The organism is Maritimibacter sp. 55A14, from assembly GCF_003122205.1.
Classification (GTDB): domain Bacteria; phylum Pseudomonadota; class Alphaproteobacteria; order Rhodobacterales; family Rhodobacteraceae; genus QEYE01.
Map to the genome: position 1 here is coordinate 16339 of NZ_QEYE01000014.1, position 14413 is coordinate 30751.

11 protein-coding genes are annotated in these 14413 nt (G+C 65.5%); 4 read left to right on the forward strand and 7 right to left on the reverse strand.

Translation table 11 applies throughout. The features are described 5' to 3' along the window. Positions 1 to 66: 66 nt before the first annotated feature. The 4 genes from DDZ14_RS12805 (at position 67) to DDZ14_RS12820 (ending at position 6163) form a co-directional block, all read left to right on the forward strand. Positions 67 to 1134, forward strand: a complete 1068-nt coding sequence (locus DDZ14_RS12805; RefSeq protein ID WP_109425381.1) for a transporter substrate-binding domain-containing protein — start codon at positions 67 to 69, stop codon at positions 1132 to 1134. Next, entirely contained in the window at positions 1134 to 2525 is a 1392-nt protein-coding gene (locus DDZ14_RS12810) for a LysM peptidoglycan-binding domain-containing protein (RefSeq protein WP_233252572.1), read from the forward strand. Before DDZ14_RS12805 ends, DDZ14_RS12810 begins: the two co-directional genes overlap by 1 nt. A gap of 500 nt (positions 2526 to 3025) precedes the next feature. Next, entirely contained in the window at positions 3026 to 3985 is a 960-nt protein-coding gene (locus DDZ14_RS12815) for a PP2C family serine/threonine-protein phosphatase (RefSeq protein ID WP_109425383.1), read from the forward strand. A gap of 267 nt (positions 3986 to 4252) precedes the next feature. Then, positions 4253 to 6163, forward strand: a complete 1911-nt coding sequence (locus tag DDZ14_RS12820) for an elongation factor G (RefSeq protein WP_109425434.1) — start codon at positions 4253 to 4255, stop codon at positions 6161 to 6163. Between the two features lie 219 nt (positions 6164 to 6382). On the opposite strand, the gene DDZ14_RS12825 is transcribed toward DDZ14_RS12820, so the two are convergent. The 7 genes from DDZ14_RS12825 to DDZ14_RS12855 form a co-directional block, all read right to left on the reverse strand. Further along, a complete protein-coding gene (locus DDZ14_RS12825) occupies positions 6383 to 7177 on the reverse strand; it encodes a hypothetical protein (protein ID WP_109425384.1) in 795 nt (264 codons plus the stop codon). A gap of 52 nt (positions 7178 to 7229) precedes the next feature. Next, positions 7230 to 7610: a hypothetical protein gene (locus tag DDZ14_RS12830; RefSeq protein ID WP_109425385.1), complete on the reverse strand. Its 381-nt coding sequence runs from the start codon at positions 7608 to 7610 to the stop codon at positions 7230 to 7232. A 155-nt stretch (positions 7611 to 7765) separates the two neighbouring features. After that, the gene (locus tag DDZ14_RS12835) at positions 7766 to 8761 is read right to left on the reverse strand and encodes a dynamin family protein (protein ID WP_109425386.1); all 996 of its coding nucleotides are present in this window, start codon (positions 8759 to 8761) and stop codon (positions 7766 to 7768) included. A gap of 25 nt (positions 8762 to 8786) precedes the next feature. Next, positions 8787 to 10865 carry a dynamin family protein gene (locus DDZ14_RS12840; protein ID WP_109425387.1) on the reverse strand — a complete coding sequence of 693 codons (2079 nt, stop codon included), beginning with the start codon at positions 10863 to 10865 and terminating at the stop codon, positions 8787 to 8789. Positions 10866 to 11045: 180 nt separating this feature from the next. Further along, positions 11046 to 12368 carry a hypothetical protein gene (locus DDZ14_RS12845; protein WP_109425388.1) on the reverse strand — a complete coding sequence of 441 codons (1323 nt, stop codon included), beginning with the start codon at positions 12366 to 12368 and terminating at the stop codon, positions 11046 to 11048. Further along, positions 12368 to 13306, reverse strand: a complete 939-nt coding sequence (locus DDZ14_RS12850; protein ID WP_109425389.1) for a PP2C family serine/threonine-protein phosphatase — start codon at positions 13304 to 13306, stop codon at positions 12368 to 12370. Before DDZ14_RS12850 ends, DDZ14_RS12845 begins: the two co-directional genes overlap by 1 nt. Then, on the reverse strand, positions 13290 to 14399 hold the full coding sequence (locus DDZ14_RS12855) for an FHA domain-containing protein (protein ID WP_233252573.1): 1110 nt from the start codon (positions 14397 to 14399) through the stop codon (positions 13290 to 13292). The genes DDZ14_RS12850 and DDZ14_RS12855 overlap by 17 nt, the downstream gene beginning before the upstream one ends. Positions 14400 to 14413: the final 14 nt, after the last annotated feature.

Here is a 14413-nt window from a genome sequence, read left to right on the forward strand (position 1 = left end):
CGGCTGGCCCGGCCATACCGATGCCGGGTGTCGGCCCGGATACCCCGAAACGAAAGGAAAATGAACATGCGGCATTCAACAGGGTTTATCGGTGTTTCGGCCCTTGCGCTCATCATCGGCGCGGGCTCGGCCTGGGCGCAGGAGGACTGCGGAACCTACCAGGTCGCACCGGGCGACTCCCTCCAGAAGATCGCCAGTTCCGTTTATGGGGATGTGAGTTTCCGCGTGATCTACGACGCGAACAGGGACGAGATCGGGTATAACCCGAACGTGATCGAGGCGGGCATGGTGCTGCGACTTCCCTGTATCGACAGGCCGCTGCCGGAGAAGACGGTGCAACGCGTGCCCGAAGCCGCCGAGGCGCCCGCCGCCGCGGAGGACAAGACGATTGTCCTGATCACCGGCAACGACTTCCCCCCGTTCACCGACGAAAGCCTTCCGGGCCGCGGAATGTTCACCGAACTCGTCGAGACAGCCGCGCTCCGCGCGGAAAGCGGACAGACGGTCGAGGTCAGGTTCGTGAACGACTGGGACGCGCATTTCGAAACGCTGCTTCCGGTGCAGGCCTTCGACGGCTCCTTCCCCTGGACGCGGCCGGATTGCGAGGCCCCGGCAAGCCTGTCCGACGAGGACAGGAACAGATGCGAGAACTACATTTTCTCGGACCCGTTCTACGAGGTCGTGGACGGGCTTTTTGCCCGCAAGGGCAGCCCCTTCACATCCACGCTGGACGTGTCGGACCTGGCCGGGACGCGTATCTGCCGGCCGGAAGGCTACTCCACCGCGCGGCTCGACACGGTCGGCTTGTCCGAACCGATCATCACGCTCTACCGGCCGGTGCGGGTCGCCGACTGTTTCGACGCCCTGATGGGCGGAACGGTCGATATCGTGGCGATCGACTCGCTGGTCGGCACCGATATGATCGAGTTCATGGGGCTAACAAACGAGATCGTTGAGAACCAGAATCTCGGCAAAGTCAGCGCGCTTCATGTGCTGGTGCACAAGGACAATTCGCGCGGCAAGGAAACGCTCGATCTGCTCAATGCCGGTTTGCGCGAAATGGTCGGGTCCGGCGAATGGTACGACATCGTTTCCAGCGCCCTCCGGCGAGGGATGATGAGGGAGATGAATTAATGCGGTTCGAGAAAGAAAACCGCAGCGAACCGCCGATGCCACCGCATCGGCAAAATGAAAACGGGCGCGGTTCGGCTCTGCGCCACGAACCTCGGAATACCGGGACAGAAGAAGACCGCGTCTGCGCGCGTTCCCGTTCCGGCATTGTCGCGCCGCATACCGCGTTCGCGACCTCAATTCGGGTCCGTCGGGATTCGAAGCTATTCAGACCAGCGACCGCGCCGCGGGCATCAAGACGAATGCGGCATGAGCTCCTATCAGCAAGCGGTTCGTACAAAGCAAGGAATACAACCATGAAAACAATGACCAAGAGTTTGAATGCGTGTCTTCTGGCTTGCGCGGCGTCGGCCCTCTTCTCAGGGGCGGCGGCGGCGCAGGAGGCCTGCGCGCCCTATACCGTCCAGGCCGGTGACAGTCTCGGGTCGATTGCGCAGGCGGCCTATGGATCGTTCGACTACCAGATGATCTTCAACGCGAACCGGAACACGATTTCCAATCCGAACCAACTGGCGCCGGGGACGCTCCTTCAGATCCCCTGTGAAGACGGCCGCCTGTCGGCCGATCAGGATCTGACCGAGATCATCGAGAAGCAGGAGGAGAAGCAGGCGGCACGGACCACGTCGGACGTGTATTCCCCGCCGATCAAGATGGTCAGCGGCAACGGCTGGGAGCCCTATACCGGCGAGGATCTGAAAGGCGGCGGTATGCTGGTGCGGCTGGCGACGACGGCGCTCAACCGTGGCGGCAACGACCGCGAATACAATCTGAATTTCGTGAACGACTGGCAGGCCCATTTCGATACTTTGCTGCCGATGGGCCTTTTCGATATCTCGATCGCCTGGTACCGTCCGTCGGATTGCTCCAACCTCGATGCAATGGACGACAACACGCGGTACCGCTGCACCCAGCTCGACTATTCGCTGCCGATCTACGAATCCGTCTCGGCCTACTGGACGATGCCGGACAGCGAATACGCGAATGTGACGTCCTATGCGGACTATGCCGGCGCGGTCGTCTGCCGGCCCGAGGGCTGGTCACTCGCGGAACTGTCGAGCGAAGGTCTGGTCGAGCCGGTGATAACGCTTCTTCAGCCGTCGGGCGTCAAGGAGTGCATCGGGGCGCTGGTTTCGGGCGATGCCGATATGGCGCTGCTCGACCTCGAAGGCGGCGATGCCGTGATGGGGGACGTCGAAGGGGCCGCTGGCGTGGTTCAGCCGAACCCGAGCCTGTCAAAGCTGCAGACGATCCATTTCGTCGCGCACAAGACCAACCCGCGCGGCAAGATCTATCTGTCGTTCCTGAACAAGGGGCTCAATGAAATGCGCGAAAGCGGCGAATGGTACGCGATCATCGCCGACAGTCTCGCGGATTTCAACAAGATCGCCCAATAGGGCGAATTCGCCGGTACGACAGCGCCCTCCGCAAGCCGGGGGGCGTTTCCTCATTCCGAATCCAGCCGAAATCTTGTTCCGGAAGGCAGGGCGAAAAATTGCTTCTGGTATTTTGTTCCGGCGTGGGAAGAGACAAAGTGGTGTCATTTTTTGAACAAATTGAAATGGTGTCAATAAGGTGGAATGACGATGGGTATGTATATCCTATTCGCTGACAAGAATAAGAGCGGAGCCAAAGGAGGGGACTGGTTGTTTGCCGAGGCGTTACGGTACGCCCACGCGTCAAGCCTTGCGCGATTGTCCGGATCCGGACCTGTGCGTTCATCCCTGGCCAAGGCGGACAAGGCGACACCCTGAACCCGAATGACGAGCCGGACACGGAAGACGCGCAACAATACGTTGACGATCACGTCCCGCTTGACGGAAGGGTTCGGTCCCCCGCGGGACGGCGTGGCCTGGACGTGTTTCGGGCGTGAAGTAAGAAGAAAAGGGAGCGGATAATGTGGAAATCGCCTGAACCGAGGTTCGACGTGGCCTCTGCGATTTGCCAGGGGGGGCGCGATTACCAGGAAGACACGATTGTCATCGACTTCCCGACTGGGACGGATATCGGCGTCGCGGTTCTCGCGGACGGAATGGGAGGCCATGCCGCGGGCGACGTGGCCTCCAAGATCGTGGTCACCGAAGTCTTCAGCGAGCTGAAATTCGAAAGCGCGAGTTTCGGAGAGCGCGAGCCGGAGATTCCGGCCTACCTCACCTCGGCTGCGGCGAATGCGAATGCCTGTGTCCGGAACTATGTGATGCAGAACCCGCGGGTGCGTGGCATGGGCGCGACCCTTGTCTCCCTCGTCATGGTCGAGAACCGCATGTACTGGATGTCGATCGGGGACTCGCCGCTCTATCTCATGCGTGGCGGAAAGATGCGTCAGCTGAACGAGGATCACTCGATGGCGCCGCAGATCGATGCGATGGTCCGGGCGGGAATGATCGACGCGGAGGCCGGCCGTGACCACCCCGACCGCAACTGCCTGACATCGGTGATCATCGGCGACAGGGTTGCACGGTCCGACTGCCCCAAGACACCCTTCACGCTCGAAGTGGGCGACATCGTCGTTGTGACGAGCGATGGTCTGCAATATCTCGACGAGCCGAAGATCGAAAAAATCCTTTACAAGTACCGGCGCCGCAAGAGCGCGGAGATTGCCGAGCATCTTCTCGCCGCGATCAACGACCTGGCGGACCCCGAACAGGACAACGTGTCCTTCGCGGTGATCAAGCTCAACCACAACAAGCCCGCCACCCATGCGGTGCGCAGAAAGCCGGTCGATCTTGTCGAGGAAAACATGTCCCGCACCACGCGCGTCGTTTCCATCGAGGACGCGCGCCCCGGCGATGCCGAAGTGGCCGCGGACGAAACCCCACCCTCCAGAACCGCGTCCGGCGGCGTCTCGGAGCGATAGGCGCAGCAACGGGCCTTGCCGAAACCTGGGCAGGGGGCTTTCCGGCGCGGCCCGTCGGCTTCGCGACGCCGCGCCCTCTTGACCGGCGGCACGGGAATGTCCGAATGTGAGGGAAAACGCATGTCCTTTCCGGGCCGCTCGGCGCGGCCTGCGAAAAAGGGCAGGTAGGTTCGGTTTCTCAGGTCGGGGCGCACGCCTCTGAATTGCGCCTTCCCCCATCGCGCAGTGGGCAAGTCATTGCGCCTGATGTGGCGGGAGGAGAAGACCATGAGAGCATTCACCGTGATCGGACCGCCCCATTCGGGAAATTCCAGCCTTGTCGGCGCGCTGGCGGGGCTCGACGGCGTACCGGTACGCCGGCTGGGGATGATGGGCGAGGCCAGCGTGACGGGCTTCGACTACATGCAGGAACGCTGGGCCGCCTTCGACATTCCCGGCGGACTCGACAACGTCGCACAGATCGGCCCGGCGCTGGCCGCCAGCGATGCCGCGGTGCTCTGCGCCCCCGCCGAGGCCGAGGCGGCTGTACTCTGCGCACCCTATCTGCGGCTCCTCGAAGCCTCTGGCGTTCCGAGCTTCATCTTCATCAACGGCACGGACACGGCGGCCGACCGGATCAGCGATATCGTGGCGGCGTTGCAGGTCTATTGCGCCCACGGGATCATCCTGCGCCAGGTGCCGATCCGGTCGGAGGGCCAGATATCCGGGGCCATCGACCTGATCTCGGAACGCGCCTGGGAGTATCGCGAGGGCGAACGGTCCGCCTTGGTCGAGCTTCCCGAGGAAATGCGTGCCCGCGAGGAGGAGGCGCGTTACGAGCTTCTGGAGTCGCTTGCGGATTTCGATGACGGGTTGCTCGAGCAGATCGTCGAGGACCAGCGGCCGATGACCGACGATCTCTATTCCGTCGCGACCCGCGTGCTTCAGCATCACGACCTGGTGCCCGCCTTCGTCGGTTCCGCCACGATGGGCAACGGCATCCAGCGGCTGATGAAGTCCCTGCGCCACGAGGTGCCTGGGGTCGCTGCCCTGCGTGGGCGGCTGGGGCTTGGCGAAGAGGTCGCGGCGGTGGCCTGCCTGGCCGACAGCATGAAGCATCTGGGCAAGACGGTTTTGGTGCGCGCGTTGCAGGGCGGGGTCGAACCCGGCGCGCGGCTGGGCGGCGACACGCTTGGCAGCCTCAACGATCTCGACGCCAAAACGCCGGTTTCGGCGCTCGGGGAGGGCGAGTTGGGGCTGACGATCAAGAGCGACCACATCGCGCTGGGGTTCTTCCTGACCTCCGAGGGCACGGTGGCGCTGCCCGACTGGGCGCAGCCGTCGCCGCCCGCGCTCCGGCGCATCCTGCGGCCGCTGCACGAGCGCGACGAGAACAAGCTCTCTGCGGCGCTCACGCGGCTGGGCGAGATCGACACCGGCCTTGCGGTGACGCAGGACGAGCGCAGCGGGCATCTGGTGATCGGCGTGCAGGGGCCGCGGCATCTGCGCCGGGTCGTGGACAAGCTGGCCGGGACATTCGGAATCAAGGTCGAGTGCGAGGAGGTGCCGACCGCGTTGTGCGAGACGATCCGGCGCAATGTCGAACTACGCCACCGGCACCGCAAGCAGTCCGGCGGCGCCGGGCAGTTCGCCGACGTCGTGCTGGCCCTCGGCCGCCAGCCGCTGGGAAGCGGGTTCGCCTTCTCCGATACGGTCAAGGGCGGGGCCGTGCCGCGCAACTACATCCCCGCGGTGGAGGCCGGAGTGCGCGATGCGCTGGCCGAAGGCCCTGCCGGCCATCCGGTCGTGGATGTCGCGGCGACCCTCAAGGACGGCAAGGCCCATTCGGTGGACAGTTCCGATTTCGCGTTTCGGACGGCCGCGAAGAACGCCACGAAGGAGGCCCTGAAGGAGGCCGGTACCGTGATCCTGCAACCGATCATGCAGGTGAGCATCGACGTGCCATCGGTCTATGCCGGTGGCCTCGTACCGCTGATGAGCGGGATAAAGGGCCAGGTCCTGGGGTTCGAGGCGCATCCCTCTGCCGCCGGATGGGATGTCTTCCGCGCGCTCATGCCCATGTCCGTGGAGGAGGAGCTTTTCCGCAGCCTCGCAAGCGCCACACGCGGGACCGCGCGGTTCGTGTCCGAGCCAGACCATTACGAGGAACTGCGCGAGGCGGCCGCGACGACCGCCTGAGGTGGCCGCCGCGGGCGGCCGGCGGGAGGTCCGTCCCGAGAAACTGGACCGAAGCGCCCGCGACGGCCCTTGCGGACGTTGGATAGGTTGGAGATGCGCCGTGCAGTGGCCCGCCCGTCGGGCGGTCTGGCGATCGCGCGACGGGTGTCGCCCTTGATCCCGCGCGAGCGTAACAGGAGAGCGCCCGCCCAAGGTCAGGTATCGCGGAGGGAGGTGGCGTCAGGAATTCGCCGCCTGCCAGAGCGCGGTGATCCGCGCCAGGTTTTCGGATGGGAAAATCAACGCCACGCGCGCCTCGCCGGCCGCGCCATAGAGCAGCGATGCGCCGGTCTCGTCGTTGCCCGACAGCAGTATGCAGCCGTCGCCGCGGGGTTTGCCGGGCAGGGCAAAGCCGCCCTCGGCCAGCGCGGCCAGGCGTTCGGCATGGTTGCCGTCCCCGCCCCGGCCGGCGATCTCCTCCCCGCTCAGGGCGATCCAGGCCAGGGCCAGATCCCCGGCTGACGCCAGAAACGTCCCGACCGGGCCGTCGGGGAGGGCTGGCGCGGGATCCTCGCCGATCAGAGATGCGTCCCAGGCCGTGGCGAGGGCGTCGGCTGAGCAGCCCAATTGCGACTCCCGCGGCCGCCGGGAGAGCTTGCGTGGCTCGACGGTGACCGTCCGCACCCCGTCAAGAAACACCTGCAACAGTTCGCGCAGCGCGACGGCCGCGGGGTCCCGCAGCTCCGAGATCGGCTGATCGAGATGTTCGGAAAAGGTCTCCTGCAGCGTCTCGGGCGCGACGGCGCGCACCCGCAGCAGCCGGCGCCCGGAGACATCGAGGCCCAGCATCTCGCCGCGGTCGTTGTGGAAATCCAGCTCACGGCCCAGCAACGTGTCGTCGATCTCGCGCAGGATCGCGGCCAGAAGCTCCTGCGGTCCTTCGCCCGCCAGATCCCGCCGTCCGGACGCCGCCGCCGGCGTCTCCGCCGCAGCGAGCCGGTCCAGCTTGTCCTTGAGTTTCCTGACGTCTCTCAAAACCGTTGTCCCACCTTGCGTCTCGAATTCAGCGGTGCCGCGCCCGCGCCGCCTAGACCTCGCCGATCGCTTGCAATTCCGCGCGCCCCCGCGAGATCAGCGCGTCGATATCAACCTCCGGTGTCGCCACGATGCAGAGCGCATCCGTCGCGACCGCGGGCGAGCGAAGGAATATCTCCAACCCCCCACCTTCCATCCGCAGGGCGTGTTGCAGCGGTTCCGCGCCGGGCGGAAGCGCGGTGCCAACCGATCTGGCGGTGCGCCCGTCGAGCAGTTCCTTGCCGGTCAGGCAGAGCGCGTCCAGGCGTTCCTGCGGCAGCCGCTGCGCGGAGCTGACCGAGAGCACGAGACCGGCCGAGATGTCCCCGAAGGCCACGGTCGAGCATTCGGGAAAGTTACGCCGCAGTTCTTCGAGATGGTCGACAATCTTCATTGCGCTCCCCGGCCGATGAACGGAAATGCCGGCCACCCGGCCCGAAAGACCGAAAGGCGATGCCGTGCTTCCATCCCATGGCTGAGCCATATCAGCAGTACGCAGCGGTGGGAAGACCGGACGGGCGGGAAACGGATAGCTTCAGGTGATGCGGGTCAGGAGGTGCCGTTGCGTTGCCGTATTGGCCTGACACCCGCCCATTGCGCGACCTCGGAGGGCTCGCCGTCGGGCGGGGACGTGGCCGCGTCCTCGGGGTCGGGCCGCCGGGTGCGGTTCTGTCCGGTGGCCACCGGACGGACCCGGCGCGGCATGACACGCGGGCGGGCCGGTTCGGCTTCGGCATCGATATCGGCATCGGTTTCGTCCGGGCCGGTTTCCGGTTCGATCCGGTCGAGTTTCATTTCCCGCGCGGGACGCACCGCGGAGCCGTCCTCGCCGCTTTCCAGTTCGGCCGCCACCTCGTGGAGCAGCTCCACGAGCCGCTCCATGAAGGCTTCGGCCCCGCTGCGTTCCCATTCCTCGCGGTCGTCCTTGGCGGCGATCGCCTGGGTGAGCGAGATCGGGAAATACCCGCCGAAGAGCCCATCGGTCTCGTGCCGGACACGGCGCAGGACGCGCTTGCGGTCCTTGTCGTTGAGCAGCTTGTCGTAGCGGGTCAGCAGAAGCAGGCTGCGGCTGTAGAGCTTGGGGTCCAGCGTGTCCCAGACCGCCGCCTCACTCTGACGCCAGGCCTGCGTGGCATGGGTGCACCAGATCACCAGATCGGCGTGCTCGATCACGTTCTGCCACAATTCGGGGGACATGTTGGGGTCGGATATCCCCGGCATGTCGATCAGATCGCAAAGCTCCAGTATGTCGCATTTCTGGAAGATCCGGATCACCCGCGTCTCGTCGGGCGAGATGCTGTCGATATTGTTGAGATCGAAGGGCCCGACATTGCCGGCATTGTCCTCGCGGAACGCGCTCTGGTCCCCGTAGGAGACCCAGACGGGCGGCAATTGCGTCGCCGTGACCTTGACGGGCAGGGGATCGGCGCCGATCAGCATGTTGGTCAGCGTGCTTTTCCCGGCGCTGAACTCTCCCATGAAGGCGATCCGGGGCTTGCGCTGTTTCACGCCGGTTCCGGGGGTCGGTATGTCAGCAATATTCATCTTGAAAACACCCTCTTACTGATGGTCACGCGGCGTTGCAGGTCAGGGAATCCATGGTGCCCCGGATGGCGTCGAGACGTTCCTTGGTCGCCCGGCCGCCGAAAATTTCCTCCAGGCTTGCGCGGCCGCCTTCACCGGGCTCGCCCAGGCTCGTCAGCATGCTGCGCTGTTCGGACAGGAAATCCTTCAGCGCCGCCGTAAGGTCGTTGCGGACCGCTTCGATATGGGCCGATTTGAGGTCCACGAGCATCGGGTCGGTTTCGGCCTTGATCATCTTGTAGAACGCTTCTGCATAGGCTTGATAGCCGCGCCGGCGCTGCCACCAGCTACGCCACCAGTTGCCGCGGATATCCAACGCAATGGTCTGGTCGATCGACACCGGCGGCGGGATGCGCGGCGTGCCGGGGGGGGCGATCTTGAATTCGTCCTCGATCTCGAAGGCCCGCCGGTAGAGATCGGCGACGTCCGACGCGGCATCGCCGAACACGGTCTTCGTGCAGCGCTGCAGCTTGGTGCCGAACACCTGATAGGCCGAGCGCAGTAGCAGCCGCAGGCCCGTCGGCTCGTAGCTCCAGATCTTTTCCTCGCCATGCTTTTCCAGATGGCCGATGAGCGAGGCCGTGGCGCGTTCCAGGAAATTCGCATGGGCCCGGTCCAGGCGGTTGTGGTAGCCCGCGACCATGGTGTCGAATTCTTGTGCGAGCCGATCGAGGCTCCGGGCCTCGATCCGGTCGAGTTCGGCGTTCAGCGCCGCCTTGTCCAAATGCAAGATGCGCGGGGCGTTGCCGTCGCCCGCAGCCACGAACTCGCTGGCCGCCTGGACGCCCTTCGTCAGGTTGCCGGCGCTGCGCGCGACACGGTCGATCATCTCCTGGCCCACGCTTTCGGAAATCCGCTCGGACAGCGCGCTGAAGAGGGCCGGCAGGCCGGAAATGTGCCAGACGGTTTCCAGCGGCGAGCCGTTCAGCTCGCCGTTGCGCAGCACGCTTTCGGCCCAGTTCAGCAGGGCCTCGGCGCTTTCCCGCGTCAGGGCGCCCAGCGATCCGGAGAGCGCGTTGAGCGCCCAGTAGGCACTGCCGAATATGATCTGCGCATCCGCCGGGCCTTCGTGTTTCTTGAGGGTCTGCCGGATGGCGTCGCGGATTTCCGGGATCTGCTTGGCCGGGTCGGCGAGTTCGTCGATCCGGTTGACGAAGATCACGACCTCCCGCGACTTGATGCTGGAGATCAGGCGGATCAGCGCCATGTCCACCGACGAGAGCGCCTGATGCGCCGACAGCACGACCACGCAGATGCGGCTCTCGCGGATCGAACGGATGGTGATCTGCTCGCGCATCATGAAGGTATCGTTGACCCCCGGCGTGTCGCGGACACAGAGCTTTAGCGGCAGTTCGGCGCGCCGCAGATGGAGATCGGCGGATTTGGTGATATCCGCGAAACGGCCCTGATGGGCCGAGGCCGGATCGTCATCCTCCTCGGCGTCGAAATCGTCGCCGAGGCAGACATAGCGCTCGATCAGGTCCTCGTCGAAACTGCTGTATTCGTGTTCCTGGCCCAGCAGCATCTCGAAGCGGCGCCCCAGCCGGTTACGGGTCTTCTCACGCATTGCCTCGATCTGCCGGTGGACTTTTTCCAGTTCCTCGTCTGCGCCCGCCCGGCTTGCCAGTTCGCCCAGCCGTCCGCCTTTCTCCACCAGCCGCGACCATTCCTCGTCGTCGAAGAAGCGGAAGGTGGCACCGTTTGCGGCGCGTGGCGCTTCGGGGTCGAGGTGGAGGGACGTCACCACCGAGGTCCAGGGGTTCACATCGGCGGGCAGCAGGCCGGGCCGGCCGATCATCGCGTTGACCAGCGAGGTCTTGCCGGACTTGACCTGGCCGATCATCGTGATGCTGGGCTCGAAGGCTGAAAGCTGCTGTCTGAGGCGCTCTGCGCTGCCGCGGGTGGTCTCGTCGCCAATCTCCGCAAGCTCGCCCAGCACGGCGTCGAGTTCGCGCGATTTCTCCAGGAACCCCGCGAGCTTGCCGAAGCCGGACTTGAGCAGATGCGCGTTCTTCGCCTCAGCGATCACGCTGCGCATTTCGGGAGCCCCACTCTCATCATTCATCTGGTACCTGCCAACACCTTCCAAGAACACTTATTTGCGACGCGCCGGAAACCATTTCCCGGAATTTCGCGGAATAGTCGCCGCGCTGCGTGAGCGCAGACTCGTTCCCGCCCATTAACCGCATGTAAGTTGGCAATTCTGAGGCGTTTTTCCGGCGAGAAGTGACGGGTTTTGTGGATTTCAGGCCGTGAGCCCGGTTTCGATATCGCGCCTGAGTTGAAGCAGCAGCGTAATCGCGTCCTCGGCTTGCTCGCCCCCCTCTTCGAGGCGCAGCAGGAGCATGAGTTCCGACGCTTCCATCACGTCCTCATGCAGCGGTGAGGGTTCGGCGTCCTCGGGCTCGTGCTCCATGAAGAGATCGGCAATTTCGTCCATGGTCTCGGTGCATTGGCCCAGAACCGCGCCGAAGGCATCGTCCTCCGATGCCTCCAGTTCCCGTGACAGGGTCTCAGCGCGCGCCCGCAGAAGCGCTGCCGCGGCCGCGTGCGGGGCGGGTGATGCCGCTTCGCCGGCCGAAGGCTCGGCAACAGGCGGTGCCGGCGGGGGGGCGGCGGCCTCGGCAGTCTCCGGCGGTGCCCGGTCGGCGGCGGGAGCGCGCGGCGGCGCGGCCGGAGCGGGCTCGGGGGCTGTCACGGGTGTATCCGCGGCGGGGTTCGGCGCCGAGCCCAGCTGTTTCGATGTTTGCCCACCATAGCGGCGCAGCAGCAGAGCCGCATTGTCGATATCGGCGCGGCGGCCCTGTTCGACATGCTTGAGGACCCCGTCGATCAACGCCCTGCCGCCGCTGGCGTAAAGTGCGGCGTCGTCCACCGATCCCTCGCGTTCCAGCGCCGCCAGCGCCTGGAGCGTGGCAACGGGCTGGATCATGAAGAACTCGACGTCGATCACGTCTTCCAGATCGGCGAGTTGCTGCGCAAGCTGTCGGCGCTTGTGCAGCAGGTCCGCCTTGGTCAGGGCGAGGAAACCGTGATCCTTCAGCCGGTCCGGAACCTGTGCCCAGAGTTCGCGTTCTGCGAGCGAAAACTCCTGCGTGCACCAGATCATGATATCGGCCCGCGCGGCCCCGTATTCGAGGGCGCGGCGCTGGCTCTCCCCGGAGGCGCCGGAAACCACTTCCAGAAGGCTCATGCGTTCGAGCACCGGCAACGGCGCCTCGACGACGATCCCGGCGGCCTGGGACGCCTCGGGCGCGTCCAGCGCGATGCCGTCCAGCGCCGTCTCGTTGCCGTCCCGGTCACTGAGGAGCGTCCTGTGCGACGATCCGTGCCTCAGGCGCAGGCTGGGCAGGCCGGCGCCGTCGGCGATCACGCTGCGCCCGGCGAGCATGTTGAGGAGCTGGGACTTGCCGCTGCCCGGCAGTCCGGCCACCGCGACCCGCACTGGCGAGGCCAGCCGCTGCGCCAGGCTCTCGCCAAATCGCTGAGCGGCGCGCGGCAGGGTGCCGGCCGCCAGCAACGGGGCCAGTTCCGACAAAATGGACTTTGCGGCACTGTCGCTATTCATCAGCCCTCATTCCTAGAAAACGCCAGTCCGCGCAAGGAGAAAAGCCCGCGCATCAGCGACGGGCGCCGTGCCGCCGCAGTTCCCGCGTCGCGGTGTTCGGGGATGAATCTGGCTTCGGCGGTATCGGGCAGGGTATGTTCGGCAAAGCGCGGCGGCGCCGCGCGCACGACCGACAGCGCGACATTGTCCTGATCGTCGTAATCCTGCTGGCGCAGCGCGTCGAGCAGGGCATGGGCAATCTCCCGGCTCGTCTTGTAGCGGTGGACCTTGAGTATCTCCCCGATCACGTCGTGGGGCAGGAATTGCAACCCGTCGCTGGCGGCGATGAGAAGGTCGTCCTCGAGCAGCGCCAGTGGCTCCGCCGGGCAGTCGATCCGCGGGATGTCCCCGCCGCAGAGCACGGAGGTCAGGCAGTTCCGGTCGGGATGCGCGCGGGCCTCCTCTTCGGTCATCCGGCCAGCCCGCGCCAGCATGTCGATCTGCGGCCCTGCGGAATGATCCTCGTTGATCTGTCGCAACGCGCCGTCCCGGAAGAGGTAGAGCGGCGAGTCGCCCACCGATATCCAGAAGAGCCGGTCCTTCACGAATGCCAGCGCCAGAAGGGTCGCACCCATGCCGCGTGTCTCTGCCTGGCCCTGGGAATGGGCCCGGATGCAGGCATTCGCCGCGTGCGCGACCTCGCACAGGATCTGCGGGGCGCCGTCCTCGAAAGCGGCGACATTGCCGCTGCGCAGTTTCAACTCGCTGAACACTTCTGTCACGGCGATCTTGCTGGCCACGTCGCCCGCGGCGTGGCCGCCCATGCCGTCGGACAGCACCACGAACCCCATGTCGCTGCCGATCGGGAAATCGGTGATCAGCGCGTCTTCCTGGTGGTCGCGACGGCCCTGGCTGATCGCCGCCGCCGCGTCAAACCCGCTGTCACAGGTTCGCAACATGGTCCTCGTCTTCGGAAGCCGTGGTGTTCCAGTCGAACGCCTCGCCGCAGAAGGCCACGAAGCGCAGCGTCGTCTCGCCGATCCGGATCAGGTCACCATCGGCCAGCGGTTCGGTGCTGAGCACCGGCATGTCGTTGAGCCGCACGATATTGGCCTTGCCGCTGTGGCCTAGGAAGTGTTTGCGCTGTTCCGCGTCATAGGCGACCACAGCATGATTGCTGCGCGAGATGCTGGAATCTCCGAAATCCAGCCTTACGGCCTGGTCGTCGCCGCGGCCGATCTGCGAGACACCGTTGAAAAGCGTGAAGGATGCCCCCCGGCCGGGGCCCGCGATGACCACGATCCAGCCCACCGGGTAGAGTTGTTCCTCCTTCGCGGTGCCCTCGATGGCTGCCGCGAACGGATCGGTTTCGGTCCGGTTGCTGTGCTCGAACCCCAGAAGCCGGGTCTTCACGCGCCCCGCGCGACGCCCGCTTTGTGTGGCGGACGCGGCCGGCACTTCGACGATCTGGGCGGCGGTGGCGCCATCTTCGGGTTCCGCACCGAACCGCCCGGTGATCACCTCCGTATTGGCGCGAAGGCGGCGTTGCGGTGTCGCCATCGGGGCTTCGGGCTCCGCTTCGGTAAGGGCCGCGGCGACCGGTTCGGGGCGGCCGTACTCCTGCCGGGGGAGAGACTGCTCCGCGTCGCCGCCTTTGGCCTCGGCCAGTTGCCGGCGCAGGAGGTTGATCCGCTTGTCGAAGCCGTCGGAACTGTCCTGATCGGCTTGGGGGGTAGCGGCGCCGCGCTCGTGACCCAGCGCGTGAAGATCAAGCGACTCGTCTTCTAGGTCGTCAGCCTCGGCGATGGCGGGCTCGCCTTCTGGTTCGGCCGCGTCGGGCGCCGGTTCCGCGGCCATTTCGACGTCGTTGGGCGCGTCCTCCCGAGCCGCGCCTTCCAGCTGCGTGCTTTCGCGAAGCCGCTCAAGGATCGAGGCGGCGATGTCGTCGTCGGCCCAGTCCTCGGCCGCGTTCATCGCATCCTTCCGGGAAGTCGGCTCATCCGGATCCGCGTGGACGGCCTCATCTTTCGAATTGCGTCTGAAGAATTTCATGGCGTCTTTTCCTT

What these genes read in the sequence shown, in the direction of transcription:
- DDZ14_RS12835 (WP_109425386.1), bottom strand. Translation starts at nt 8,761, where the DNA reads ATGAATATTGCTGACATACCGACCCCCGGAACCGGCGTGAAACAGCGC.
- DDZ14_RS12830 (WP_109425385.1), bottom strand. Translation starts at nt 7,610, where the DNA reads ATGAAGATTGTCGACCATCTCGAAGAACTGCGGCGTAACTTTCCCGAA.
- DDZ14_RS12805 (WP_109425381.1), top strand. Translation starts at nt 67, where the DNA reads ATGCGGCATTCAACAGGGTTTATCGGTGTTTCGGCCCTTGCGCTCATC.
- DDZ14_RS12810 (WP_233252572.1), top strand. Translation starts at nt 1,134, where the DNA reads ATGCGGTTCGAGAAAGAAAACCGCAGCGAACCGCCGATGCCACCGCAT.
- DDZ14_RS12820 (WP_109425434.1), top strand. Translation starts at nt 4,253, where the DNA reads ATGAGAGCATTCACCGTGATCGGACCGCCCCATTCGGGAAATTCCAGC.
- DDZ14_RS12815 (WP_109425383.1), top strand. Translation starts at nt 3,026, where the DNA reads ATGTGGAAATCGCCTGAACCGAGGTTCGACGTGGCCTCTGCGATTTGC.
- DDZ14_RS12845 (WP_109425388.1), bottom strand. Translation starts at nt 12,368, where the DNA reads ATGAATAGCGACAGTGCCGCAAAGTCCATTTTGTCGGAACTGGCCCCG.
- DDZ14_RS12840 (WP_109425387.1), bottom strand. Translation starts at nt 10,865, where the DNA reads ATGAATGATGAGAGTGGGGCTCCCGAAATGCGCAGCGTGATCGCTGAG.
- DDZ14_RS12855 (WP_233252573.1), bottom strand. Translation starts at nt 14,399, where the DNA reads ATGAAATTCTTCAGACGCAATTCGAAAGATGAGGCCGTCCACGCGGAT.
- DDZ14_RS12850 (WP_109425389.1), bottom strand. Translation starts at nt 13,306, where the DNA reads ATGTTGCGAACCTGTGACAGCGGGTTTGACGCGGCGGCGGCGATCAGC.